This window comes from Streptomyces sp. GESEQ-35, assembly GCF_017948485.1.
In the GTDB taxonomy this organism is placed as follows: Bacteria; Actinomycetota; Actinomycetes; order Streptomycetales; family Streptomycetaceae; genus Streptomyces.
The window spans coordinates 305,421-328,929 of the sequence record NZ_JAFFSX010000009.1 but is presented as its reverse complement, the minus strand read 5'-3'; the positions used below and the strand labels follow the sequence as shown (position 1 = coordinate 328,929).

Genomic DNA, 23,509 nt, shown 5'->3' with positions numbered 1-23,509 from the left:
CGCGTTGGACATAGGGCCTTGGGACTTCGACGCGCACGCTCCCCGGCCGATATCACAGCGTCGCTTACCAATACCTCGTAGCAGAATTAAGTGGATCTACGCGGTCACCGTGCCGACACTACTACCATGACGACGGACTCCCCCTTCGGCCGCGCCCTCTGCGCCATGATCACGCCCTTCACCGAGGAGGGCGCGCTCGACCTCGACGGCGCGCAGCGGCTCGCCGGGCGGCTGGTGTCCGAGGGCTGCGACGGACTGGTGCTCTCGGGTACGACGGGCGAGTCGCCGACCACCACGGACGCCGAGAAGTCGGCGCTCGTCGCCGCGGTCCGGGAGGCGGTGGGCGACCGGGCGTCGATCGTGGCGGGCGTCGGCACCTTCGACACCCGGCACACCGTCGAACTCGCGCTGGAGGCCGAAAAGGCGGGCGCGGACGGCCTGTTGGTGGTGGCTCCGTACTACAGCAAGCCCCCGCAGGACGCCGTGGAGGCGCACTTCCGCGAGGTGGCGGACGCCTCCGGACTGCCGGTCGTGCTGTACGACATCCCCGGCCGCACCGGCACTCGCATCGAGCCGGACACCGTGATCCGGCTCGCCGAGCACCCCCGTGTCGTCGCCGTCAAGGACTGCTCGTACGACTTCCTGGGCGCCCAAAAGGTCCTCTCCCGCACGGACCTGGCGTACTACGCGGGCTGCGACGAGCACAACCTCGCCCTGTACGCGGTGGGCGCGGCGGGCTACATCAGTACGGTCGCGAACGTCGTGCCGCGCCAACTCCGTTCCGTCCTGGACGCGTTCGACGCCGGGGACACGACGGAGGCGGCCCGCCGTCAGCAACGGGCCACCGGACTCATCGAGTTGATGATGTCGGCCGGACTGCCCGGCTCGGTCACCGCGAAGGCGCTCCTGGGCGAACTGGGCCTGCCCGCGGGCCCGGTCCGCGCACCGCTGCGACCCGCCGGCCGGGAGGCGGTCGACGGGTTGCTGGCGGCGTACGAGGAGTTCACGGCCGGCTGATCAGCGCCGGGCGAAGACGGGCTCCCACTCCGAGCGGTTCAGATCCCGGTTCTGCTCGCGGACGCCGCTCAGCGGTACGACCTTGTCGCTGCCGATCGTGACCAGCACGAGGCGCGGCAGGTACAGCTCGTCCAAGCCGGTGGTCCGCTCCCAGGCGATGAGCCGCCGTTCGTCGGCCCAGGCCAGGAGCTCCGCGCCGCGCACCTTGGCGATCTCCTTGCCGGTGCGGGGATCACGGATCGAGGAGTACGACTTGCCGGGGGCGACCTCCCTCGTCAGCCCGAGGGCGGCGAGGCTGCCGTCCGGGGACAGCCGGGCGCCGACGTCGGACCGCAGATGCCGTTCGTCGGCGGGGGCGGCGACCTCGCGGCCGGTGAGGTCATAGAACCGCTGCATCCCGCTCTTGCTGCCGATGACCTGCGAGTACACCAGCTCACCCGTGCCGGTGAAGGCGAAGTCCTGGCGGTCGTTGATATCTCGGCCGGACGGGACGCCGGCCCAGGAGCCGCTTCCGGAGGCCACGTCGAGGATGTGGAAGCCGCTGCGGCTGGACCGGCCGGAGTGGTCCGCCATCCACTGGGCCGTACCTGACGAAGTCGTGAACTTGACGCGCAGATCCGGGTTCTCCCCGTACGTCGTCGCCACGAGCTTCCTCCCGTCGCGCGAGAACGCCAGACCGCCGACTCCGCGCTCGACCGGGATCCACCGCTCGACCTCCCCCGTCGCGAGGTCGAGCAGGCCGATCCGGTGAGCGGGCAGCTGCCGCTCCAGGACGGCGGCGGTCCTCGCCCCGGGTGCGACGGCGACGTAGGACCACCGGGTGTCCTTCTCGTACCGTCCCGTCTCCGGGTCCAGGAGCCAGTAGGTGCGGACCGCGGCACCGCGCTGCTCCGTCTGCTCCTCGATCTTCCCCGTGTAGTACGCGGCCAGCGCTACGTTCCCCGCCGCGATCAGCTCCCGTGGCGGCGACTGGTCGGGGTGAGCGACGGTCGCGTCCCCGTCCAGCACGCCCGCCGGACGCACGTCCTCCTTGCCGGAGTCCAGCAGCGGCACCGCCACCGCGACGGCGACCACGGCGGCGGTGGCCGCGGCGACAGAGGCGAGCCTGCGGGTGCGGCGGCGCCGACGGGCCGTGAGCACGCGGTCGGCGAAGCCCGGTCCGGCGGAGGGCTGTTCGGCGGCCAGCTCGCGCAGGGAGTCGCGTACGAGTTCGTCGACGTTCACGGCCGTACCTCCACGGGCGAGTGGTCACGGGACGGGGGCTGCTCGGCGTCGGCCTCCGCCTCGGCCTCGCCGAGGGCGGCGAGTTCGGGCGCGAGGGTACGCAGCCGGGCCAGGGAGCGGTGCGTGGTGGACCGTACGGTGCCGACGGAGCAGCCCACGAGGCGGGCCACGTCGGCCTCCGGCAGGTCCTCGAAATAGCGCAGCACCAGCACGGTGCGCTGGCACGCGGTGAGCCGGGACAGCGCCGCGCGCATCACGACGCGCAGTTCGGCCGCGGACAGGGTGTCCGGGCCCGAGCCGCTCTCCGGCGGTTCGGCGACGCTCAGTTCGCGTCTCGGCCACTTGAGCCGCCAGCGGCTGACCTGCTGGCGGTACAGGATCTGCCGTACGTACGCCTCCGGCTCGTCGATACGGTGCCAGCGGCCCGCCGCCTTGATCAGCGCGTTCTGGAGCAGGTCCTCGCCGGCATGCCGGTCGCCGCCGCTGAGCAGGACCGCGGTCTTCAGCAACGCGGACGAGCGGTTCGCCACGAACTCCCGAAAGCTGTCCTGTGCTGCGGCATCCATCGTCACCTTCTCTTCCACCGGGTGGGCTCTGTGCCCGGCCCCTGTGTTCCTTGTGACGCCTGCGGGTGTCCGCTGCTATGCCGCCCGCGGTGCGCAAAGGCCCGGGGGGCGTACCGCATGCGGTACGCCCCCCGGGCCGGGAACAGGCCGACGTCAGCCCCAGCGGTACCCGTCGCCGAGCAGCAGGAAGTGCTCCAGTACGTCCTCCATCGGGTCGTCCACCTGACCGACGTTGATCAGGCCGACCCGGGGGCCGTTGTGCGAGGCCGTGTTGGTCTCGTCGGCGTGGGCGGTGCCCACCGGGAGCCAGCACACCATCACGGCGGTGACCGTCCCGGTCAGCAGCCTTGCCACGGTCCTCGCCCGCTCGCTCGTCATTGCTCAGCCCCTTGTTTCGCGGTTCGGCAGTTGATCGGACGCTGCGTCCACCCGTTCATCTGCCTAAACCTTGATCAGGTCACGTTGAGTAACCCGTACGTGCGCCACGAGGCCGTGGTGAGTGCCCGTACGTGTACGTCAGTTGTGGCTGTGCAGGATCTCGTTCAGGCCGCCCCACACCGCGTTGTTCGGGCGGGCCTCCACCGTGCCGGTGACCGAGTTGCGGCGGAAGAGGATGTTGGACGCGCCGGACAGCTCACGGGCCTTGACGATCTGGCCGTCGGGCATCGTGATACGGGTGCCGGCCGTGACGTAGAGGCCTGCCTCGACCACGCACTCGTCGCCGAGCGCGATACCGACGCCCGCCTCGGCGCCGATCAGGCAGCGCTCACCGATGGAGATGATCACGTTGCCGCCGCCGGAGAGCGTGCCCATGGTGGACGCGCCGCCGCCGATGTCGGAACCGTCGCCCACGACGACACCGGCGGAGATACGGCCCTCGACCATGGAGGTGCCGAGCGTGCCCGCGTTGAAGTTGACGAAGCCCTCGTGCATGACGGTGGTGCCCTCGGCGAGGTGCGCGCCGAGCCGCACGCGGTCGGCGTCGGCGATGCGGACGCCCTTGGGCGCCACGTAGTCCGTCATACGCGGGAACTTGTCGATGGAGGTCACCTGGAGGTGGAGCCCCTCGGCGCGCGCATTGAGCCGCACCTTCTCGATGTCGTCGACCGCGACCGGGCCGAGCGAGGTCCAGGCGACGTTGGCGAGGAAGCCGAACATGCCGTCCAGGCTCTGGCCGTGCGGCTTGACCTGGCGGTGGGAGAGGAGGTGCAGACGGAGGTAGACGTCGTGGGCGTCGGTCGGCTTCTCGTCGAGCGACGCGATGACCGTGCGGACCGCGACCACCTCTACGCCACGGCGGGCGTCCTGGCCGATCGCCTTCGCGGCGCCCTCACCGAGCAACTCCACGGCCCGCTCGGCGGAGAGCCGCTCGGTACCGGAGGGGCCGGGCTCCGCGGAGAGTTCCGGCGCGGGGAACCAGGTGTCGAGGACGGTGCCGTCAGCGGCGATCGTGGCAAGGCCGGCGGCAACGGCGCCGGTGGCGCCGCCGGTGGTGCGAGGAGCAGTCGTGTCGGTCATGAGGGCAACCTAACCGGCGGGGGGCGGCGCGGGCCAACCGGTGGGGGTGGTGTCTCAGGGGGCGGGCAGGCGGGGGTGCGGTTCGCCTGCCGGCCGGTGAGGTGGGGGGTGCGGGTACGGGCAGCGGGTGCACGTCGGCGGAAGCGCGCTTCGCCTGCCGGAGGGTGGGGGTGCGCATCGTCCGCGGCACGGTAGGGGTACGGGTGCGCGCGGCCGGTGCAGGTCGGCGGGAGTGCGCTTCGCCTGCCGGACGGTAGGGGCGCGCCTCGTCCGCGGCACCGTAGGGGTGCGCGTCTTCGCCTGCGGTCGTCGTGGGGTCGGGGCCGTGGCGGTGCGTCGGGGCCGCCGCGGGTTGCGCGCCTCTGCCTGCTGCCACGGTGGGCCTTTTGGGGACCAGGTAAGCGACGTACCGTCGCGGCCCGCTTCTGTCGGCTCGCGGGTGCGGGTTGTGGGGCCACGCCGTCCAGAGCGTTCTGCGGCACCGTCGTCATGTGGCTTGGCGCGGGTCACGGGGGATGATCCGCGCCAGTGCCTCGCGGGCGTACTCCTCATCGTACGGCTCGTCCGTGAGCAGTACCTGTAGGCAGATTCCGTCCAGGAGTGCGACCAGGGCTCTCGCCGTGAGTGGGTCCGTGCGGGGGGTGAGGTGGTGGGCCAGGTCCTGGGCCCATTCGGCGGCTACGGGGCGGAGGGCGGGGCGGCGAAGGGCGGCCAGGTAGAGCTCGTATTCCAGTTCCACGTGGGTGCGGTCGCCCGCCAGCCATTCGCCGATCCAGGCGGCGAGTTCGGCGGCAACGTCGGTGCGCGGGTCCTCCAGCGCACCGCGCGCGGCGACCACTTTGGCGAAGCCCTCGTTGGCCTGGCGGAGGGCGGCGACCATCAGGTCGTCCAGGGTCTTGAAGTGGTAGGTGGTGGAGCCCAGCGGTACGTCGGCCTCTGCCGCGACCGTGCGGTGGGTCAGCCCGGCAAGGCCTTTCCGTCCTACGACCCGGATGGCGGCGTCGATGATCCGCTGGCGGCGTTCGGGATCGTAGCGCCTGGCCATCAGTGCGCTCCCCCGAGGTTCAGCACCACCACTCCGGCGACGATGAGCAGGATTCCGGTGAGCTTCGCGAGGGTCAGGGCCTCACCGAACAGCCAGAGCCCGAGGACGGCGATCGTGGCGGTGCCGACGCCTGCCCAGATCGCGTAGGCCGTGCCGATGCCGACGGTCTTCAGCGTCTGGGCGAGGAGGGTGAAGGAGACGACATAGCCGAAGGCCGTGAGGAGGGACGGCCAGAGCTTGCTGAAGCCGTCGCTGTACTTCATGGCGGTCGTCGCGGCGACCTCGGCCGCGATGGCGCCGATCAGTGTCAGGTATCCCATGTGTACGAGCGTACATAACCAAGCGGCTCGGTGGGGCCGCGCCAACTACCCCACCCCGTAAGGAAATGTGGAAACCGCTCTCTCCAAAACGGCTGCTCCCCAGCCCCGGGGTCCACTACTGTTTCACCGTTCACATACCGGGTCTTCGCAGCCGCGGCCTGCCCTGCTCTCATGGGCGCCGCTGGAGGACAGTGCATGCCACAAACCCCGCCCCGGCCTCCCCGGAACCAACCCTGGGAGCACGGCTGGACCCCGGACACCTCCCGGATACCGGGAACCCGACGCCTCTGGCTGGCCGGCACACTGGCGGTGGCCACCATAGCCGCATGTGTCACGGCAATCGCCGTGACGGACAAGGGAGTTGACGAGGCCTCAGGCGCACCGGAGTCCCCCGTCAACGCGACCCTGCCCGGCCTGATCTCCTTCGGCTCACCGTCGCCGAGTACGACGACACCCCCCAAGGGCAGGAGCGGCTCGCCCTCCGCCGAGCCCACGAAGACGCCGCCGTCGCGGCACGGTTCCACGCCCACACCCTCGGCGAAGCCGTCCAAGTCGACGGCGCCCGAGGAGAGTTCACCGACCCCCGCCACCAACTGGAGGTCGGTCCGCGCGGTCAACTACTCCGACCGCTACTGGCATGCGGCCGACGACTCTGTCGCCCTCGACCGGATCACCTCCGCCGGGGCCGCCGAGGATGCCACCTTCAGGGTGGTCAACGGCCTTGCGAGGTCGTCCTGTTACTCCTTCGCCACCGCCGACGGCAGCTATCTGCGCCACCGCAACTTCGTCCTGCGTGAGGAGCACGACGACGGCTCGTCCCTCTTCGAACAGGACGCCACCTTCTGCGCCCGCCCCTCGTCCTTCTCCGGCGCGGTCATGCTGGAGTCGGTGAACTACCCGGGCCGTTTCCTGCGCCACCGGAACTTCGTGGTCCGTCTGGAGTCGTACGAGCACAGCGACTCGTACCGCCAGGACTCGGCGTTCCGGCTGGTGGCAGGGCTGGGGGACTGAGACCCGGGAGCCGAACGACCGATGCCCCCGGAATCGCTCCGGGGGCCTCGACACACGTTGTTCGACTGCTCAGACGTTGAACCCGAGCGCCCGAAGCTGCTCGCGGCCGTCGTCCGTGATCTTGTCCGGGCCCCACGGCGGCATCCAGACCCAGTTGATACGGAGTTCGTTGACGAGGCCGTCCGTGGCGGACTTGGCCTGGTCCTCGATGACATCCGTCAGCGGACAGGCCGCCGAGGTCAGGGTCATGTCGATCGTCGCGATGTTCGCTTCGTCGATGTGGATGCCGTAGATCAGGCCGAGGTTGACGACGTCGATGCCCAGCTCGGGGTCGACGACGTCGTACAGCGCCTCACGGACCTCGTCCTCCGAGGCCGGCTTCATCTCAATGGTCTCGCTCATGCCGTCTTCCTTTCGGCGGCGTCCGAGCCCAGCGCCTGGGCCGTCGCGTCCTTCCACGCCATCCAGCTCAGCAGCGCGCACTTCACCCGGGCCGGGTACTTGGAGACACCGGCGAACGCGACCGCGTCCTCCAGCACCTCCTCCATCGCGTCGTCCGGCTCGATCAGGCCCTTGGACTGCATCAGCTCCAGGAAGGTCTCCTGGACCTTCTGGGCGTCGGACAGTTCCTTGCCGACGAGGAGCTCGTTCAGCACGGACGCGCTCGCCTGGCTGATCGAGCAGCCCTGGCCCTCGTACGAGACGTCCTTGATCGTCGTGCCGTCGTACTTCACACGGAGCGTGATCTCGTCGCCGCACGTCGGGTTCACGTGGTGCACCTCGGCGTCGCCGTCCCTCAGACCACGCCCGTGCGGGTTCTTGTAGTGGTCCAGGATGACTTCCTGGTACATCGAATCCAGCTTCACCGATCAGCCTCTCAGCCGAAGAAGTTCCGTACGTGCTCCAGTCCGTCGACCAGAGCATCGATCTCGGCCGGCGTGGAGTACAGATAGAACGACGCTCGCGTGGTCGCAGGAATTCCGTACCGCAGGCAGACCGGCCGGGCACAGTGGTGGCCGACCCGGACCGCGATGCCCTGCTCGTCGAGGACCTGGCCCACGTCGTGCGGGTGTATGTCACCGAGCGTGAAGGAGATCGCGGCTCCGCGGTCCTCGGCCGTGGTCGGGCCGATGATCCGCAGCCCCGGGACCTCCGCCAGGCGACCCACCGCGTACTCCGTCAGCGCGTGCTCATGGGCGAGGATCTTGTCCATGCCGATCGAACTCAGATAGTCGATCGCCGCTCCCATGCCGACCGCCTGCGCGATCGGAGGGGTGCCCGCCTCGAACTTGTGCGGCGCCGGGGCGTACGTCGACGAGTGCATCGACACCGTCTCGATCATCTCACCGCCGCCCAGGAACGGGGGGAGATCCTCGAGCAGCTCCTGGCGGCCCCAGAGGACGCCGATGCCGGTCGGGCCGCACATCTTGTGGCCGGTGAAGGCCACGAAGTCGGCCTGGAGGGCCTGCACGTCCAGCGGCATGTGGGGCGCCGCCTGGGAGGCGTCGATGCAGACGAGAGCACCGACCTCCTGTGCGCGGCGCACGATCGCCTCGACCGGGTTGACCGTACCGAGGATGTTCGACACCAGCACGAAGGAGACGATCTTCGTCTTCTCGGTGATGATCTCGTCGATGTTGGAGAGATCGAGGCGGCCGTCGTCGGTCAGGCCGAACCACTTCAGCTTCGCACCCGTGCGCTGCGACAGCAGCTGCCACGGCACGATGTTGGAGTGGTGCTCCATCTCCGTGATGACGATCTCGGTCTCGTGGTCCACGCGGTAGGGCTCGTCGGCCCAGCCCAGCATGTTGGCCACGAGGTTCAGCGACTCGGAGGCGTTCTTGGTGAAGATCACCTCGTCGCGGCTGGGCGCGTTGATGAACGCGGCGACCTTGTCGCGCGCGCCCTCGTACAGCGCCGTGGCCTCCTCGGCGAGCACATGCACACCGCGGTGGACGTTGGCGTTGTAGCGCTCGTAGTACTCGCTCAGGGCGTCCAGCACCTGGCGCGGCTTCTGGGAAGTCGCCGCGTTGTCCAGGTACACGAGCTTCCGGTCGTCGTGGACCAGTCGGTCCAGGATGGGGAAGTCCTTGCGGATCGCCTCGGTGTCGAGGAGGCCCGGCAGCTGTGTCACGCTGATGCGCCACCCTTCGTGTCGACTCCGTCGTGCTTCGCATAGGCCTCGTAGCCCTCGTTCTCCAGCTTGTCGGCGAGTTCGGCGCCGCCGGACTCCACGATGCGACCGGCCGAGAAGACGTGGACGTGGTCGGGCTTGATGTAGCGCAGGATGCGCGTGTAGTGCGTGATCAGCAGGGTGCCGACCTCGCCGGTCCCATGGACGCGGTTGACGCCCTCGGCGACGACGCGCAGGGCGTCGACGTCCAGACCGGAGTCGGTCTCGTCGAGGATCGCGACCTTCGGCTTGAGCAGCTCCAGCTGGAGGATCTCGTGGCGCTTCTTCTCACCGCCGGAGAAGCCCTCGTTCACGTTGCGCTCGGCGAAGGACGGGTCCATGTTGAGGCGCTCCATGGCCCCCTTGACCTCCTTCACCCAGGTACGCAGCTTGGGGGCCTCGCCGCGGACGGCGGTGGCGGAGGTGCGCAGGAAGTTGGAGACCGAGACGCCGGGGACCTCGACCGGGTACTGCATCGCCAGGAACAGGCCGGCGCGGGCGCGCTCGTCGACGGACATCTCCAGGACGTCCTCGCCGTCGAGGGTGACGGTGCCGCCGGTGATCGTGTACTTCGGGTGACCCGCGAGGGAGTAGGCGAGGGTCGACTTGCCGGAGCCGTTCGGGCCCATGATGGCGTGCGTCTCGCCCTGCTTCACGGTGAGGTCGACGCCCTTGAGGATCTCCTTCGTGGCGTTGTCGGCCTCGACGGTGACGTGCAGGTCGTGGATTTCAAGCGTTGCCATGGGTACCTCAGGACTCCTGGGTGAGGGAGACGAGCACATCGTCCCCTTCGATCTTTACGGGGTATACGGGGACGGGGCGCGTCGCGGGCAGGCCGGACGGTTTGCCGGTGCGGAGGTCGAAGCTGGAGCCGTGCAGCCAGCACTCGATCTGGCAGTCCTCCACCTCGCCCTCGGAGAGCGAGACGTTCGCGTGCGAGCAGATGTCGTTGATCGCGAACACCTCCCCCTCGGTCTGCACGACCGAGACCGGCGTGCCGTCGAGTTCCACCCGCTTCGGGGTGTCCTCCTCCAGCTCGCTCAGCCCACAGGCGCGTACGAAAGCCATCAGAGCGTGGCCTCCAGCTCCTCGTCGATCTTCACGAGGAGGCGCTCTTCGATGTCGTCGACGCCGATCTGCTGGACCAGCTCGGCGAAGAAGCCGCGCACCACCAGGCGACGGGCCTCGTCGGCCGGGATGCCTCGGGCCATCAGGTAGAAGAGCTGCTCGTCGTCGAAGCGGCCGGTGGCACTCGCGTGCCCGGCCCCGACGATCTCACCGGTCTCGATCTCCAGGTTCGGCACGGAGTCGACGCGGGCGCCGTCGGTCAGCACCAGGTTGCGGTTCATCTCGTACGTGTCCGTGCCCTCGGCCCTGGCCTCGATCAGCACGTCGCCGATCCACACCGCGTGCGCGTTGTCGCCCTGGAGCGCGCCCTTGTAGGCGACGTTGGACTTGCAGTGCGGGGTGTTGTGGTCGACCAGGAGGCGGTGCTCCTGGTGCTGGCCGGCGTCCGTGAAGTACAGGCCGAAGAGCTCGGCCTCGCCGCCGGTGCCGGCGTAGGCGACGCGCGGGTGCAGGCGTACGAGGTCGCCGCCGAAGGTGACCACGAACGACTTGAACGTGGCGTCCCGGCCGATCAGCGCGTTGTGCTGGCCCACGTGCACGGCCTTGTCGTCCCAGTCCTGGACGGACACGACGGTCAGCTTGGCGCCGTCGCCCAGGATGTAGTCGACGTTGGCGGCGAGCACGGCGTCACCGGTGTGGTCGATGACGACGACGGCCTCGGCGAACGCGCCCAGCTCGATGACCTGGTGGCCGTAGGCGACCCCGCCCTCGCCGTGCACGGCGATACGGATCGGCTCGGTGAGCACCGTCTCCTTGGGGACGGTGACGACACCGGCCTTCTCGAACGCCGAGTAGGCCTGGGCGGCGACGCGGTCCACCGGGGTGCCCGCCTTGCCGATCCGGGCGTCGTCACGGCCGACGGTCTCGACGATGACGCCCTCGGGGGCCTCGACGGCGACCTTCACGCCTTCGCCGGTGGCGACCGCGGTGCCGTCGTGCAGGCCGCGCAGGCGCTCCAGCGGGGTAAACCGCCACTCCTCCTCGCGGCCGTGCGGGACCGGAAAGTCCGCCACGTCGAAGGAGGGCGGCGCACTCATGCGCGTGGCGACGGTCGACTCGGCGGCCACCGCGATCTGGCCCGCGGTGGTGGACCCCACGGGGATGTTCTGAGCCTCAGCCATGGCTGTCGGTCTGCTCTCTTTCCTACGTCAGATTTCGCTAGCTGCTGGTCCGGAGACCGGTCCTAACCGACCGCGCCTTCCATCTGCAGCTCGATCAGCCGGTTGAGCTCGAGGGCGTACTCCATGGGCAGTTCCTTGGCGATCGGCTCGACGAAGCCGCGCACGATCATCGCCATCGCCTCGAACTCGCTCAGACCGCGGCTCATCAGGTAGAAGAGCTGGTCCTCGGAGACCTTGGAGACGGTCGCCTCGTGGCCCATGGACACGTCGTCCTCGCGGACGTCGACGTACGGGTACGTGTCCGAGCGGGAGATGGTGTCGACGAGCAGCGCGTCGCACAGCACGTTCGACTTGGAGCCGTGTGCGCCCTCGCCGATCTCGACGAGACCGCGGTAGGAGGTACGGCCGCCACCGCGCGCCACCGACTTGGAGACGATGTTGGAGGACGTGTTCGGCGCCATGTGGACCATCTTGGAGCCGGCGTCCTGGTGCTGCCCCTCGCCCGCGAAGGCGATCGACAGGGTCTCGCCCTTGGCGTGCTCGCCCATCAGGTAGACGGCCGGGTACTTCATCGTCACCTTGGAGCCGATGTTGCCGTCGATCCACTCCATGGTCGCGCCCTCGTAGGCGACGGCGCGCTTGGTGACCAGGTTGTAGACGTTGTTCGACCAGTTCTGGATGGTCGTGTAGCGGCAGCGGGCGTTCTTCTTGACGATGATCTCGACGACCGCGGAGTGCAGGGAGTCCGACTTGTAGATCGGGGCGGTGCAGCCCTCGACGTAGTGCACGTAAGCGCCCTCGTCGACGATGATCAGCGTCCGCTCGAACTGGCCCATGTTCTCCGTGTTGATGCGGAAGTAGGCCTGGAGCGGGATCTCGACGTGCACGCCCTTCGGCACGTAGATGAAGGAGCCGCCGGACCACACCGCGGTGTTCAGCGACGCGAACTTGTTGTCGCCGACCGGGATGACCGTGCCGAAGTACTCCTTGAAGAGCTCCGGGTGCTCCTTCAGGGCGGTGTCGGTGTCCAGGAAGATGACGCCCTGCTCCTCCAGGTCCTCACGGATCTGGTGGTAGACGACCTCGGACTCGTACTGGGCCGCGACACCGGCGACGAGGCGCTGCTTCTCCGCCTCGGGGATGCCGAGCTTGTCGTACGTGTTCTTGATGTCCTCGGGCAGGTCCTCCCAGGACTCCGCCTGCTTCTCCGTGGAACGCACGAAGTACTTGATGTTGTCGAAGTCGATGCCCGACAGGTCCGAGCCCCAGTTCGGCATGGGCTTCTTGCCGAAGAGGCGCAGACCCTTGAGACGGAGCTTGGTCATCCACTCCGGCTCGTTCTTCTTCGCGGAGATGTCCCGGACGACGTCCTCGTTGATGCCGCGCTTCGCAGAGGCGCCGGCGGCGTCGGAGTCGGCCCAGCCGTATTCGTAGGTGCCCAGGCCCTCGAGCTCGGGGTGAGCAGTCTCCGTGGGCAGAGTCATGCGGGGTTCCTCCCGGCCGTGCTTGCTGATGCGTTATGGGTGTTCTTGGAAATTTTTGGGATGAATGTCGTACAGACGCCGTCACCGTGGGCGATGGTTGCAAGTCGCTGGACATGCGTGCCGAGCAGCTGCGAGAAGATCTCCGTCTCGGCCTCGCACAGCTGCGGGAACTTCTCCGCGACATGGATCACCGGGCAGTGGTGCTGGCAGAGCTGCTCGCCGACCGGTGCGCTGCGCGCCGTAGCAGCGTACCCGTCCGCGCTCAGGGCCTTGGCCAGGGCTTCGGTCCGCTCCTCGGGGGCCGCGGCCTCGATCGCCTTGCGGTACGCGCCGGCCTGCTCGGCGATCCTCGCGCGTGCGAAGGCCATGACCGCCTCGTCGCCACCGAACCGCTCCTGGATGTAGCGCAGGGCGTCCGCGGCGAGCTTGTCGTACGACTGGTCGAAGGCGTCACGTCCGCAGTCCGTCAGGGCGAACACCTTGGCGGGCCGGCCGCGCGTCCGCGCGCCGTACACCCGCTGCTCGCGCGCCTGAACGACGTCGTCCGCGACCAGCGCGTCCAGATGCCGTCGTACGGCGGCCGGGGTGAGTCCCAGCCGTCCGGCCAGCTCGGTGACGGTCGAGGGCCCGTGGTCCAGGATGGATCGCGCGACCCGGTTGCGCGTCGAACGGTCCGAGCGCATCCCAGCCGCGAGCTCCTCCTGCGGGGTACCCGTGTGGGTCTCCCGAGCCTCGCCGACGTTTTTCACAACGCCATTGTTGCGTAATTCCTCAGAGCCAGGCAAGCGGCGTCCGGGCCGACGGGTGGTGCCCTGCGTCACTTAGGTATACCTAATCTGACCTGCGGAAACGATCTTTGATCGATCAATTCGCTGGCGCTTTCAAGACCCTTCCAGCACACTCCCCAACCATGCCCACACCCCCTCCGACCGGCCCTCTTGTCACCCGGAGCACCATCTCCGACGACCTGCGCAAGCTGGGAGTCAAACCCGGCGAAACCCTCCTCGTGCACTCCTCTCTCAGCTCGCTCGGCTGGGTCTGCGGAGGCGCTGTCGCGGTCGTCCAGGGATTACTCCATGCGCTCGGCCCGGACGGCACGCTCGTGGTTCCCGCCCAGTCCGGCGACCTGTCCGATCCGGCGGTGTGGAGCAATCCGCCGGTGCCCGAGGAGTGGTGGGCGACGATCCGGGCCACGATGCCCGCATACGACCCTCTCGTCACGCCCTCGCGCGGCGTCGGCGTCATCCCGGAGACCGTACGGACCTGGCCCGGCGCCCTGCGCAGCGCCCATCCGCAGACGTCGTTCGCCGCCGTGGGCCCGCGCGCGGCCGAGGTGACCGACGGGCACGCCCCCGACTGCCGGCTCGGCGAGCGCAGCCCGCTGGCGAGGCTGGAGGCGCTCCACGCGCGCGTGCTCCTGCTGGGCGCCGGTTACGACACCTGCACCGGCTTCCACCTGGCCGAGTACCGCATCCCGTCCCCGAAGGTGAAGGTGGGCCGACCGGGCCCCGAGGGCTGGGAGACGGTCACCGAGGTGTCGATCTCCTCGGAGCGGTTCGACGAGCTGGGCCATGACTTCGAACGGGACCGTCCTGTCGTACAGGGCAAGGTGGGCGCGGCCGACGTACGGCTGTTCCCGGTGGTGGACGCGGTGGCGTACGCGGCGCGGTGGCTCGCGGTGCACCGGCCCCGCGAGGAGGAGATCTGAACCCCCCGGTCCGGCGGGGCGAGCGCGTACCTAGACTCTCGTCCCATGCGAAGTGAGCCCGTGGTCCAGGTCCAGGCCCTGGTGAAGCGGTACGGCACGAAGACCGCGGTGGACGGCCTCGACCTGGTGGCCGGAGCGGGTGTGACCGCCGTGCTCGGACCGAACGGCGCGGGCAAGACGACGACGGTCGAGACCTGCGAGGGATACCGGAAACCGGACTCGGGCACGGTGCGGGTGCTGGGCCTGGACCCGGTCCGGGAGTCCGCTCGGCTGCGGCCACGGATCGGCGTGATGCTCCAGTCCGGCGGCGTCTACTCCGGCGCGCGGGCCGACGAGATGCTGCGGCACGTGGCGAAGCTGCACGCGCACCCGCTGGACGTCGACAGGCTCATGGAGCGGCTCGGGCTCGGCAGCTGCGGACGGACGGCCTACCGGCGGCTGTCCGGCGGCCAGCAGCAGCGCCTCGCGCTCGCGATGGCCGTCGTGGGCCGCCCGGAGCTGGTGTTCCTGGACGAGCCCACGGCGGGCCTCGACCCGCAGGCGCGCCACGCGACCTGGGACCTGATCCGCGACCTGCGCACGGACGGTGCCTCGGTCATCCTCACCACCCACTACATGGACGAGGCGGAGCAGCTGGCCGACGACGTCGCGATCGTCGACGCCGGCCGGGTCATCGCCCAGGGCTCCCCCGAGGAGCTGTGCCGCGGCGGCGCCGAGAACACCCTGCGGTTCACCGGTCGCCCCGGTCTGGACGTGGGCTCCCTGCTCAAGGCCCTGCCCGCCGACTGCGCCGCCGCCGAGCTGACCCCGGGCTCCTACCGGGTCGCCGGCAAGGTCGATCCCCAACTGCTCGCGACGGTCACGTCCTGGTGCGCACAGCACGGGGTGATGCCGGACCGGATCTCGGTGGAACGGCACACCCTCGAAGACGTGTTTCTGGAGCTCACGGGCAAGGAGCTGCGCTCATGATTCCGGCCGACAAGCGGGTCTGCCGGGGGTCCGGGGGTCGCCCCCCGGGAAGACACAGCCTGGAGCTCACGGGCAAGGAGCTGCGCTCATGACGACGACCGTGGGCGCGTACGCGCCGAAGCCCGGTGCCGCCCCGCTCACCCGCATGATCGCGGCACAGGCGGTGCTGGAGACCAGGATGCTGCTGCGCAACGGCGAGCAGCTGCTGCTGACGGTGGTCATCCCGACGCTGCTGCTGGTCCTGTTCAGCACGGTGGACATCGTCGACACCGGCGCCGGCGAAGCCGTCGACTTCCTCGCCCCCGGCATCCTCGCGCTGGCCGTGCTGTCGACGGCGTTCACGGGCCAGGCGATCGCGACGGGCTTCGAACGCCGCTACGGCGTCCTGAAGCGCCTCGCCTCCTCCCCGCTCCCCCGCTGGGGGCTGATGACGGCGAAGACGGCGTCGGTGCTGGTCACGGAGATCCTCCAGATCGTCCTGCTGACGGTGATCGCCTTCGCCCTCGGCTGGTCCCCGCACGGCAACCCCCTCGCCGTACTGCTCCTCCTGATCCTCGGCACGGCCGCCTTCTCGGGCCTCGGCCTGCTGATGGCGGGCACCCTGAAGGCGGAGGCGACGCTGGCCGCCGCGAACCTGGTGTTCCTGCTGCTGCTCGTGGGCGGCGGGGTGATCGTGCCGATGGGCAAGTTCCCGGCAGGCGCCCAGGACGTGCTCGGCCTGCTGCCGATCTCCGCGCTGTCGGACGGACTGCGGGACGTACTCCAGCACGGGGCCGGGATGCCGTGGGAGAACCTGGGGATTCTGGCGGTGTGGGCGGTCGTGGCGCTGGCGGCGGCGGGGAAGTTCTTCCGCTGGGAGTAGGTACGGGTGGACCCTCGTGAAAGCGTGCACAAGCGGCCGCCTACGATGGGGCCCGTGCCAAACGTGACCCGCGCCGATGCCGTAGCCGCCGTGCGCAACCCGCTCGCCTTCATCGCCGCCCGCTGGACCCCGGACCCCCGGACGGTTCGGCGGGCCGCCCTCGCCGCGCTCGTCATGTCGGTGATCATCGTGGTCACCGGCGGCGCGGTGCGGCTGACCGGCTCGGGCCTCGGCTGCCCGACCTGGCCCAAGTGCACCGACGACTCGCTGACCACCACCAGCGCCATGGGCGTGCACGGTGTCATCGAGTTCGGCAACCGGATGCTGACGTACGTGCTGTGCGCCGCGGTCGGCTGGGCGATCATCGCCGCCCGCGCCGAGAAGCCGCGCCGGCGCGGCCTGACGCGGCTGGGCTGGGCGCAGTTCTGGATCGTGATGGGCAACGCCGTCCTGGGCGGCATCGTGGTGCTGGTGGGTCTCAACCCGTACACCGTCGCCGCGCACTTCCTGCTCACCTCGGCCCTGATCGCCGTGGCGACCGTGATGTGGCAACGCACCCGGGAGGGCGACGACGCACCCCGGCCGCTGGTCGGCAAGGCGGTGCAGCAGCTGGTGTGGGTCCTGGTGGCCGCCACCGTCCTGCTGATCGCGGTCGGCACGGTGGTGACCGGCGCGGGCCCGCACGCGGGCGACTCGAGCGAGGTCGAGCGGATGCCGCTGGACTGGGAGAACGTCACCAAGCTGCACGCCGTGCTGGCGTGGATCGTGGTCACGCTGGCCTTCGCCCTGTGGTTCGTCCTCAAGGCGGTCGACGCCCCCAAGGGGCCGCTGCACCGCACCCGGGACCTCTTCCTGATCCTGCTCGCCCAGGGCGCCATCGGCTACGTCCAGTACTTCACGGACCTCCCCGAGATCCTGGTCGGCGCCCACATGCTCGGCTCTGCGCTGGTGTGGATCGCGGTGCTGAGGGTGCTGCTGGCCCTGCGGGAACGGCCCGAGGCCGTCACCGATGTGCCGGGCCCGGCGGCCGAGGCAACCCTGACCAGGGCCTGACGCTCACTCCAGCCCGTACACCCGCCGGGCGTTCCCCGCCGCGATCAACTGGGCCACCCGCTGCGCGTCCGCCAGCGACCACGCCCCGTCGGCCACCCAGCCGCCGAGCACCCGGCCGAGCGCCTCGCGGAAGAGGCGGGCCCCCACGACATGCAGCTCGGGCAGTCCCTGGGCGCCGCTGGAGAAGAGGATCTTGCCGAAGGGGGCCAGTTCCAGGATCTCGGCGAGGATGGTCGCCGCGCGGGCGCCGGTGCGGACCAGGGCGGCGCCCGAGTCGGCGTAGACGTGCGGGAAGACGCCGGCGAGATGGGCGGCGTGCCGGTGGTACGGGTAGCTGTGCAGCAGGACGAGGTCCGTGCCCAGGCCCGCGGTCGCGCGCACGAAGTCCGTGAGCAGGACGGGGTCGGTGCGGTCGATGCGTAAGCCCGGTTCACCGAGCCCGGCGTGCAGCTGAAGGGGCAGCCCCGACGCCACCGCGATCCACAGCAGGTGCCGCAGAAGTACGGGGTCGCTCAGCTCCCCGCCGACCCGCCGATCCGCCAGCCAGCGCCCGGCCGCGCCCCTCACCTCTCCCGGCCCCGGCGGCTCGGGCGCCAGCGCCAGCCCGTGCCGTACACCGGCGACGGATGTGAAGGCGACGGCGCTCCCGGCGGCTCCGTGCACCGATTCGGCGAGGTTGGCGAGGAACGACTCGACCGTGCCGGAGGTGTCGGCGACCTGTTCGGCGAGGAGTTCCAGCCGTACGATCTCGCGCGCCTCGGCGGACGCCGCGGACGCCAGCTCGTCGGCGCCCGTGAGGTCGCCGGGCAGCCCCGTGTCGATCAGATACGTCGTGATACCGCTGCCGCGCAGCAGCCTGCGGCCCGATTCCAGTACGCCGAGTTCACGGCGCCGGGCTAGATAGCGGGCGGGCGGGCAGTGCGGTTCCAGGCCGAGCAGCGGGGGGCACCAACGCCGTACGGCGAACCCGGTCTGGGTGTCGAAGAGGGTGGTGCCGGGCGCGGGCGGGCCCTCGGTGCGGGCCAGCTGGGCCTCGAAGGTGCCGAGGCCCAGCTCTGTTCTCAGTACGCCGTGGCAGTACTGGTCCACGAGGGACGGCGTTTCGATCATCCGGGCTCCCCGTGGGTGGACCGTGTTCTCCTACGGTCCTAACGGGTGAGCCCGCGTTCAGGTGTTGCTCGCACACACCCCGTGCGAAGTGCTCCGCAGGGTGAGCCGCTCCGCCGGACGTAGGGGGTGGTTCGGGTGATGCGGCGAGTGCGGGCCCGGTGTGGCTGGTCGCGCAGTTCCCCGCGCCCCTTGGGTCGGCTGCTCAGCCGTTGCTCGGACCGCCCACCTGGATCCCGGCCATCCGCTTCCACTCATACGTTCCCGTTGTCACCTTCGCCGCGAACTCGCCGTCGAAGTCCTCGTGCACCGTGATCCCGGACTTCTCCACCGCCTGCTGGGCGATCTCGTACGACGGGGCCACCAGGTCGCCCCAGCCGCCGTCCTCGCCGACGAGGACGATGCGGGCGCCGCGCTCGCCGATGTAGGCGACCTGGCCCTCGGCGCCGCCGTGGGCCTTGGCGAAGGTGCTGATCTGCTGGGCGAGCCGGGCCGCCTTGCGCTCGGCCTTAGCGTCAACCTGCTGCGTGTCTGCCATGGTCAGGATGCTACTCACGAGTAGATGAGCTTGGCGAGGCCAGGGCTCTGTGACGTACGTCGACGTGCGTCAGCGCAGGAACGGGTCCACCGCGACCGCGACGAAGAGGATCGACACGTAGGTGATCGACCAGTGGAACAGCCGCATCTCCTTGAGCTTCCCGCCCGTCACCTCGGCCTTGGCGCGGTTCTGCAGACCGTGCGCCTCCCAGAGCCAGAAGCCGCCGGCCAGCAGCGCGACGAGCGTGTAGAACCAGCCCGTGTAGCCGAGCGGGGTCAGCAGCAGGGACACCGCGACCATCACCCAGCTGTAGATCACGATCTGCTTGGCGACGACCTTGTTGGAGGCGACGACCGGCAGCATCGGGACACCCACGCGCGCGTAGTCCTCCCGCACCTTCATGGACAGCGGCCAGTAGTGCGGCGGCGTCCAGAAGAACATGACGAGGAAGAGGATGATCGGCGCCCACGACATGGAGTCGGTGACGGCCGACCAGCCGATGAGCACCGGCAGACAGCCGGCGATGCCGCCCCAGACGATGTTCTGCGAGGTACGGCGCTTGAGGATCATCGTGTAGACGACGACGTAGAAGAGGAGTGCGCCGAGCGACAGCCAGGCGGACAGCCAGTTGACGGCCAGGCCGAAGAGCAGGGTGGAGAGGACGGCCAGGGTGATGCCGAAGGCCAGGCACTCGCGCGGGCTGACCATGCCGGTGACGAGGGGGCGCTGCGAGGTGCGGTCCATGAGCGCGTCGATGTCACGGTCGATGTACATGTTCAGCGCGTTGGCGCCGCCCGCGGACAGGTAGCCGCCGACGCAGGTGAGCAGAACCAGCTTCAGGTCCGGAACGCCCTGCTCGGCGAGGAACATCACCGGAACGGTGGTGATCAGCAGCAGCTCGATGATCCGCGGCTTGGTCAGCGCCACGAACGCCTTGACACGGGCCCCGAACGGCCGGTGGCTCGGGCTCTGGCTCGTCCCGATAATCCCCGCTGGACGGGATTCAACGGCCGTCACGCACACCCCTGACAGAGACATCCCAGCAAGCCTCCCGGTGTGAAGTCCCGGTAAAGGCTCGCGCGTACCACGCCACTGTAGACGTTGCCCAGACCCGGACATTCGCGGGGGTGGGGTCGTGTTGAGCGGCGCCTCTGGACGAGCTTGGCGGTACTCCATTGAGCACTCTTACGAGCGGCTCCGTATTCAGATGCCGAACACGGAACGGACCGGTCGGGAGGCGGATCCCGAGGAGTCCCGGCAGTCTGGAATGACTCGAAAAATCGCACGTACCCACGGGGGTAGGCTCGACAACGGCCGGGGCGTTCAGTGCGCCGGCAAACGACGTGCATGACATGCACCGGCATTCGACATGCGTGACATTTCGACATGCGTGACATGTGGAGAGGAGCCCTGACCCAGGGTGAGCACCAAGCCGACCACCACAGACCTCGAGTGGACCGAGCTGGACCAGCGGGCCGTCGACACGGCCCGCGTCCTGGCCGCCGATGCCGTACAGAAGGTCGGCAACGGCCATCCCGGTACGGCGATGAGCCTGGCGCCCGCCGCCTACACCCTCTTCCAGAAGGTGATGCGGCATGACCCGGCGGACGCCGACTGGACCGGACGCGACCGCTTCGTGCTGTCCGCCGGCCACTCGTCCCTGACCCTCTACACCCAGCTGTACCTGGCCGGTTTCGGTCTGGAGCTGGACGATCTGAAGGCCTTCAGGACGTGGGGTTCGAAGACCCCGGGCCACCCCGAGTACGGCCACACCACCGGCGTGGAGACCACCACCGGCCCGCTCGGCCAGGGTGTCGCCAACGCGGTCGGCATGGCGATGGCCGCCCGCTACGAACGCGGTCTGTTCGACCCGGACGCACCCGAGGGCACCTCGCCCTTCGACCACTTCATCTACGCGATCGCCGGTGACGGCTGCCTCCAGGAGGGCATCTCCGCCGAGGCGTCCTCGATGGCCGGCCACCAGCAGCTGGGCAACCTGATCCTGCTCTGGGACGACAACCACATCTCGATCGAGGGCGACACCGAGACGGCCGTCTCCGAGGACACCGCCAAGCGGTACGAGGCGTACGGCTGGCATGTGCAGCGGATCGCCCCGAAGCCGGACGGCGACCTGGACCCGCACGCCGTCTACAACGCCATCGAGGCCGCGAAGCAGGTGACGGACAAGCCGTCCTTCATCGCGATGCGCTCGATCATCGCCTGGCCCGCCCCGAACGCGCAGAACACCGAGGCCGCGCACGGCTCGGCGCTCGGGGACGACGAGGTCGCGGCCACCAAGCGGGTCCTCGGCTTCGACCCGGAGAAGTCCTTCGAGGTCTCGGACGAGGTCCTGAACCACACCCGCCAGGCGCTGGAGCGCGGCCGTCAGGCCAAGGCGGAGTGGGAGAAGTCCTTCCAGGAGTGGCGCAACAACAACGCCGAACGCGCGGCCGAGTTCGACCGCATCAGCAAGGGCGAGCTGCCGACCGGCTGGGAGGAGAAGCTCCCGGTCTTCGAGGCGGGCAAGGGCGTCGCCACCCGTGCCGCGTCCGGCAAGATCCTCCAGGCGCTGGGTGCGGTCATCCCGGAGCTGTGGGGCGGCTCAGCCGACCTGGCCGGCTCCAACAACACGACGATCGACAAGACGTCGTCGTTCCTCCCCGCGGACAACCCGCTGCCGGAGGCGAACCCGTACGGCCGGACGATCCACTTCGGTATCCGTGAGCACTCCATGGCCGCGGAGATGAACGGCATCGCGCTGCACGGCAACACCCGTATCTACGGCGGTACGTTCCTCGTCTTCTCGGACTACATGCGCAACGCGGTGCGCCTGTCGGCCCTGATGCACGTGCCGGTGACGTACGTCTGGACGCACGACTCCATCGGTCTCGGCGAGGACGGCCCCACCCACCAGCCCGTCGAGCACCTCGCCTCGCTGCGCGCCATCCCGGGCCTGAACGTGGTGCGCCCGGCCGACGCCAACGAGACCGCGATCGCCTGGCGCGAGATCCTCAGGCGCTACACCAAGGTCTTCGGCAAGGGTGCTCCGCACGGTCTGGCGCTGACCCGTCAGGGCGTGCCGACCTACGAGCACAACGAGGACGCCGCGCGCGGTGGTTACGTGATGTTCGAGGCCTCCACGGGTACGCCGGAGGTCGTTCTGATCGCGACCGGTTCCGAGGTGCACGTCGCCGTCGAGGCGCGCGAGCAGCTGGAGGCCGACGGGGTGCCGACGCGGGTGGTGTCCATGCCGTGCGTGGAGTGGTTCGACGCGCAGGACCAGGGGTACCGGGAGAGCGTCCTGCCGCCGTCGGTGAAGGCGCGCGTCGCGGTCGAGGCCGGTATCGGTCTCACCTGGCACAAGTACGTCGGGGACGCCGGTCGCATCGTTTCCCTGGAGCACTTCGGTGCTTCGGCGGACGGCAAGGTCCTCTTCCGCGAGTTCGGCTTCACTGCCGAGAACGTGGCCGCCAAGGCGCGGGAATCGATCGCCGCAGCCCAGCGCTGACGCTCACATACGACACGTAGGAGATGCATTTTCCATGACAGACGCACTCAAGCGCCTCTCCGATGAAGGCGTCGCGATCTGGCTGGACGACCTGTCGCGCAAGCGGATCACGTCCGGCAACCTCGCCGAACTGATCGACGAGCAGCACGTCGTGGGCGTCACCACCAACCCGACCATCTTCCAGAAGGCGATCAGCAGCGGCGACGGCTACGAGCAGCAGCTCGAGGACCTCGCCGTCCGCAAGGTCACCGTCGAAGAGGCCGTCCGCATGATCACCACGGCGGACGTCCGCGACGCCACCGACATCCTGCGCCCGGTCTTCGACGCCACCGGCGGCAAGGACGGCCGGGTCTCGATCGAGGTCGACCCGCGTCTGGCGCACCACACGAAGGCGACGATCGCCGAGGCCAAGCAGTTGGCCTGGCTCGTCGACCGCCCGAACACGCTGATCAAGATCCCGGCGACCAAGGCGGGCCTGCCGGCGATCACCGAGGTGATCGGCAACGGCATCAGCGTCAACGTCACGCTGATCTTCTCGCTGGAGCGCTACCGCGAGGTCATGGACGCCTACCTGGCGGGCCTGGAGAAGGCCAAGGCCAAGGGCCTGGACCTCTCCCTGATCCACTCGGTGGCCTCCTTCTTCGTGTCCCGCGTGGACACCGAGATCGACAAGCGGCTCGAGGCCCTCGGCACCGACGAGGCCAAGGCGCTGCGCGGCAAGGCCGCCGTCGCCAACGCGCGTCTGGCCTACCAGGCCTACGAGGAGGTCTTCTCGACCGCCCGCTGGAGCGCGCTGGAGACCGCGGGCGCCAACAAGCAGCGTCCGCTGTGGGCCTCGACCGGCGTGAAGGACCCGGCGTACAAGCCGACCCTGTACGTCGACGACCTGGTGGCGCCGAACACGGTGAACACCATGCCGGAAGCCACCCTTCACGCCACGGAGGAGAAGGGCGAGATCACCGGCAACACCATCGCCGGCACCTACGAGCAGGCCCGCGCCGACATCGACGCGGTCGAGAAGCTCGGGATCTCGTACAACGACGTGGTCCAGGTTCTGGAGGACGAAGGCGTCGAGAAGTTCGCGGCGTCCTGGAACGACCTGCTCAAGTCGACCGAGGCGGTCCTCGACCGCCTCGCCCCCTCGGAGGGCTGACACC

General features: G+C 69.5%; 25 protein-coding genes. 8 read left to right on the top strand and 17 right to left on the bottom strand.

Features of this window, described 5'->3' with window-relative positions:
• Nucleotides 1-126: 126 nt before the first annotated feature.
• Complete coding sequence (dapA, locus tag KCH87_RS20395; protein ID WP_210587601.1) at nucleotides 127-1,017, top strand: 4-hydroxy-tetrahydrodipicolinate synthase; 891 nt, start codon at nucleotides 127-129, stop codon at nucleotides 1,015-1,017.
• Here dapA and KCH87_RS20390 read toward each other — a convergent pair whose 3' ends face one another.
• The 6 genes from KCH87_RS20390 to KCH87_RS20365 form a co-directional block, all read right to left on the bottom strand.
• Nucleotides 1,018-2,241 carry a YncE family protein gene (locus tag KCH87_RS20390; RefSeq protein WP_210587600.1) on the bottom strand — a complete coding sequence of 408 codons (1,224 nt, stop codon included), beginning with the start codon at nucleotides 2,239-2,241 and terminating at the stop codon, nucleotides 1,018-1,020. It lies immediately after the preceding gene.
• A complete protein-coding gene (locus tag KCH87_RS20385) occupies nucleotides 2,238-2,807 on the bottom strand; it encodes a SigE family RNA polymerase sigma factor (protein WP_210587599.1) in 570 nt (189 codons plus the stop codon). Before KCH87_RS20385 ends, KCH87_RS20390 begins: the two co-directional genes overlap by 4 nt.
• 153 nt (nucleotides 2,808-2,960) lie before the next feature.
• Nucleotides 2,961-3,185, bottom strand: coding sequence for a hypothetical protein (locus KCH87_RS20380; RefSeq protein ID WP_210587598.1), 225 nt, complete (start codon nucleotides 3,183-3,185; stop codon nucleotides 2,961-2,963).
• A gap of 138 nt (nucleotides 3,186-3,323) precedes the next feature.
• Nucleotides 3,324-4,325 carry a 2,3,4,5-tetrahydropyridine-2,6-dicarboxylate N-succinyltransferase gene (gene dapD, locus KCH87_RS20375; RefSeq protein WP_210587597.1) on the bottom strand — a complete coding sequence of 334 codons (1,002 nt, stop codon included), beginning with the start codon at nucleotides 4,323-4,325 and terminating at the stop codon, nucleotides 3,324-3,326.
• Nucleotides 4,326-4,812: 487 nt separating this feature from the next.
• On the bottom strand, nucleotides 4,813-5,370 hold the full coding sequence (locus KCH87_RS20370; protein ID WP_210587596.1) for a TetR/AcrR family transcriptional regulator: 558 nt from the start codon (nucleotides 5,368-5,370) through the stop codon (nucleotides 4,813-4,815).
• The gene (locus KCH87_RS20365; protein WP_210587595.1) at nucleotides 5,370-5,690 is read right to left on the bottom strand and encodes a multidrug efflux SMR transporter; all 321 of its coding nucleotides are present in this window, start codon (nucleotides 5,688-5,690) and stop codon (nucleotides 5,370-5,372) included. The genes KCH87_RS20370 and KCH87_RS20365 overlap by 1 nt, the downstream gene beginning before the upstream one ends.
• A gap of 195 nt (nucleotides 5,691-5,885) precedes the next feature.
• On the opposite strand from KCH87_RS20365, the gene KCH87_RS20360 reads away from it, so the two are divergent.
• Complete coding sequence (locus KCH87_RS20360) at nucleotides 5,886-6,701, top strand: AbfB domain-containing protein (protein ID WP_210587594.1); 816 nt, start codon at nucleotides 5,886-5,888, stop codon at nucleotides 6,699-6,701.
• 69 nt (nucleotides 6,702-6,770) lie between these two features.
• Here the strand turns inward: KCH87_RS20360 and KCH87_RS20355 are convergent, their stop codons facing one another.
• From KCH87_RS20355 to KCH87_RS20320, 8 genes are all read right to left on the bottom strand, one after another.
• Nucleotides 6,771-7,103: a metal-sulfur cluster assembly factor gene (locus KCH87_RS20355; protein ID WP_210587593.1), complete on the bottom strand. Its 333-nt coding sequence runs from the start codon at nucleotides 7,101-7,103 to the stop codon at nucleotides 6,771-6,773.
• Nucleotides 7,100-7,567, bottom strand: coding sequence for a Fe-S cluster assembly sulfur transfer protein SufU (gene sufU / locus KCH87_RS20350; protein WP_210587592.1), 468 nt, complete (start codon nucleotides 7,565-7,567; stop codon nucleotides 7,100-7,102). Before sufU ends, KCH87_RS20355 begins: the two co-directional genes overlap by 4 nt.
• An 11-nt stretch (nucleotides 7,568-7,578) precedes the next feature.
• Nucleotides 7,579-8,835, bottom strand: a complete 1,257-nt coding sequence (locus KCH87_RS20345; protein ID WP_210587591.1) for a cysteine desulfurase — start codon at nucleotides 8,833-8,835, stop codon at nucleotides 7,579-7,581.
• Nucleotides 8,832-9,617 carry a Fe-S cluster assembly ATPase SufC gene (gene sufC / locus KCH87_RS20340; protein WP_210587590.1) on the bottom strand — a complete coding sequence of 262 codons (786 nt, stop codon included), beginning with the start codon at nucleotides 9,615-9,617 and terminating at the stop codon, nucleotides 8,832-8,834. Before sufC ends, KCH87_RS20345 begins: the two co-directional genes overlap by 4 nt.
• 7 nt (nucleotides 9,618-9,624) lie before the next feature.
• The gene (locus KCH87_RS20335; protein WP_210587589.1) at nucleotides 9,625-9,942 is read right to left on the bottom strand and encodes a bifunctional 3-phenylpropionate/cinnamic acid dioxygenase ferredoxin subunit; all 318 of its coding nucleotides are present in this window, start codon (nucleotides 9,940-9,942) and stop codon (nucleotides 9,625-9,627) included.
• Entirely contained in the window at nucleotides 9,942-11,123 is a 1,182-nt protein-coding gene (sufD, locus tag KCH87_RS20330) for a Fe-S cluster assembly protein SufD (RefSeq protein ID WP_210587588.1), read from the bottom strand. Before sufD ends, KCH87_RS20335 begins: the two co-directional genes overlap by 1 nt.
• 62 nt (nucleotides 11,124-11,185) lie before the next feature.
• On the bottom strand, nucleotides 11,186-12,607 hold the full coding sequence (gene sufB / locus KCH87_RS20325) for a Fe-S cluster assembly protein SufB (protein ID WP_210587587.1): 1,422 nt from the start codon (nucleotides 12,605-12,607) through the stop codon (nucleotides 11,186-11,188).
• The gene (locus KCH87_RS20320) at nucleotides 12,604-13,356 is read right to left on the bottom strand and encodes a metalloregulator ArsR/SmtB family transcription factor (RefSeq protein WP_210587586.1); all 753 of its coding nucleotides are present in this window, start codon (nucleotides 13,354-13,356) and stop codon (nucleotides 12,604-12,606) included. The genes sufB and KCH87_RS20320 overlap by 4 nt, the downstream gene beginning before the upstream one ends.
• Nucleotides 13,357-13,517: 161 nt before the next feature.
• On the opposite strand from KCH87_RS20320, the gene KCH87_RS20315 reads away from it, so the two are divergent.
• From KCH87_RS20315 to KCH87_RS20300, 4 genes are all read left to right on the top strand, one after another.
• Nucleotides 13,518-14,315: an aminoglycoside N(3)-acetyltransferase gene (locus KCH87_RS20315; protein ID WP_210587585.1), complete on the top strand. Its 798-nt coding sequence runs from the start codon at nucleotides 13,518-13,520 to the stop codon at nucleotides 14,313-14,315.
• 45 nt (nucleotides 14,316-14,360) lie between these two features.
• Nucleotides 14,361-15,284 (top strand): ABC transporter ATP-binding protein, encoded by a 924-nt coding sequence (locus tag KCH87_RS20310; RefSeq protein WP_210587584.1) that lies wholly within the window; start codon nucleotides 14,361-14,363, stop codon nucleotides 15,282-15,284.
• 88 nt (nucleotides 15,285-15,372) lie between these two features.
• The gene (locus KCH87_RS20305) at nucleotides 15,373-16,146 is read left to right on the top strand and encodes an ABC transporter permease (RefSeq protein WP_210587583.1); all 774 of its coding nucleotides are present in this window, start codon (nucleotides 15,373-15,375) and stop codon (nucleotides 16,144-16,146) included.
• 45 nt (nucleotides 16,147-16,191) lie between these two features.
• The gene (locus KCH87_RS20300; RefSeq protein ID WP_210587582.1) at nucleotides 16,192-17,199 is read left to right on the top strand and encodes a heme A synthase; all 1,008 of its coding nucleotides are present in this window, start codon (nucleotides 16,192-16,194) and stop codon (nucleotides 17,197-17,199) included.
• Between the two features lie 3 nt (nucleotides 17,200-17,202).
• Here the strand turns inward: KCH87_RS20300 and KCH87_RS20295 are convergent, their stop codons facing one another.
• The 3 genes from KCH87_RS20295 to KCH87_RS20285 form a co-directional block, all read right to left on the bottom strand.
• Nucleotides 17,203-18,309: an amidohydrolase family protein gene (locus tag KCH87_RS20295; protein ID WP_210587581.1), complete on the bottom strand. Its 1,107-nt coding sequence runs from the start codon at nucleotides 18,307-18,309 to the stop codon at nucleotides 17,203-17,205.
• Between the two features lie 202 nt (nucleotides 18,310-18,511).
• Nucleotides 18,512-18,844 (bottom strand): hypothetical protein, encoded by a 333-nt coding sequence (locus KCH87_RS20290; protein WP_210587580.1) that lies wholly within the window; start codon nucleotides 18,842-18,844, stop codon nucleotides 18,512-18,514.
• A 69-nt stretch (nucleotides 18,845-18,913) separates the two neighbouring features.
• Nucleotides 18,914-19,867: a heme o synthase gene (locus KCH87_RS20285; RefSeq protein WP_210587630.1), complete on the bottom strand. Its 954-nt coding sequence runs from the start codon at nucleotides 19,865-19,867 to the stop codon at nucleotides 18,914-18,916.
• A gap of 397 nt (nucleotides 19,868-20,264) precedes the next feature.
• Between KCH87_RS20285 and tkt the strand changes: the two genes are divergently transcribed.
• A complete protein-coding gene (gene tkt / locus KCH87_RS20280) occupies nucleotides 20,265-22,352 on the top strand; it encodes a transketolase (protein WP_210587579.1) in 2,088 nt (695 codons plus the stop codon).
• A 34-nt stretch (nucleotides 22,353-22,386) separates the two neighbouring features.
• On the top strand, nucleotides 22,387-23,505 hold the full coding sequence (tal, locus tag KCH87_RS20275) for a transaldolase (protein WP_210587578.1): 1,119 nt from the start codon (nucleotides 22,387-22,389) through the stop codon (nucleotides 23,503-23,505).
• The last annotated feature ends 4 nt before the right edge of the window (nucleotides 23,506-23,509 follow it).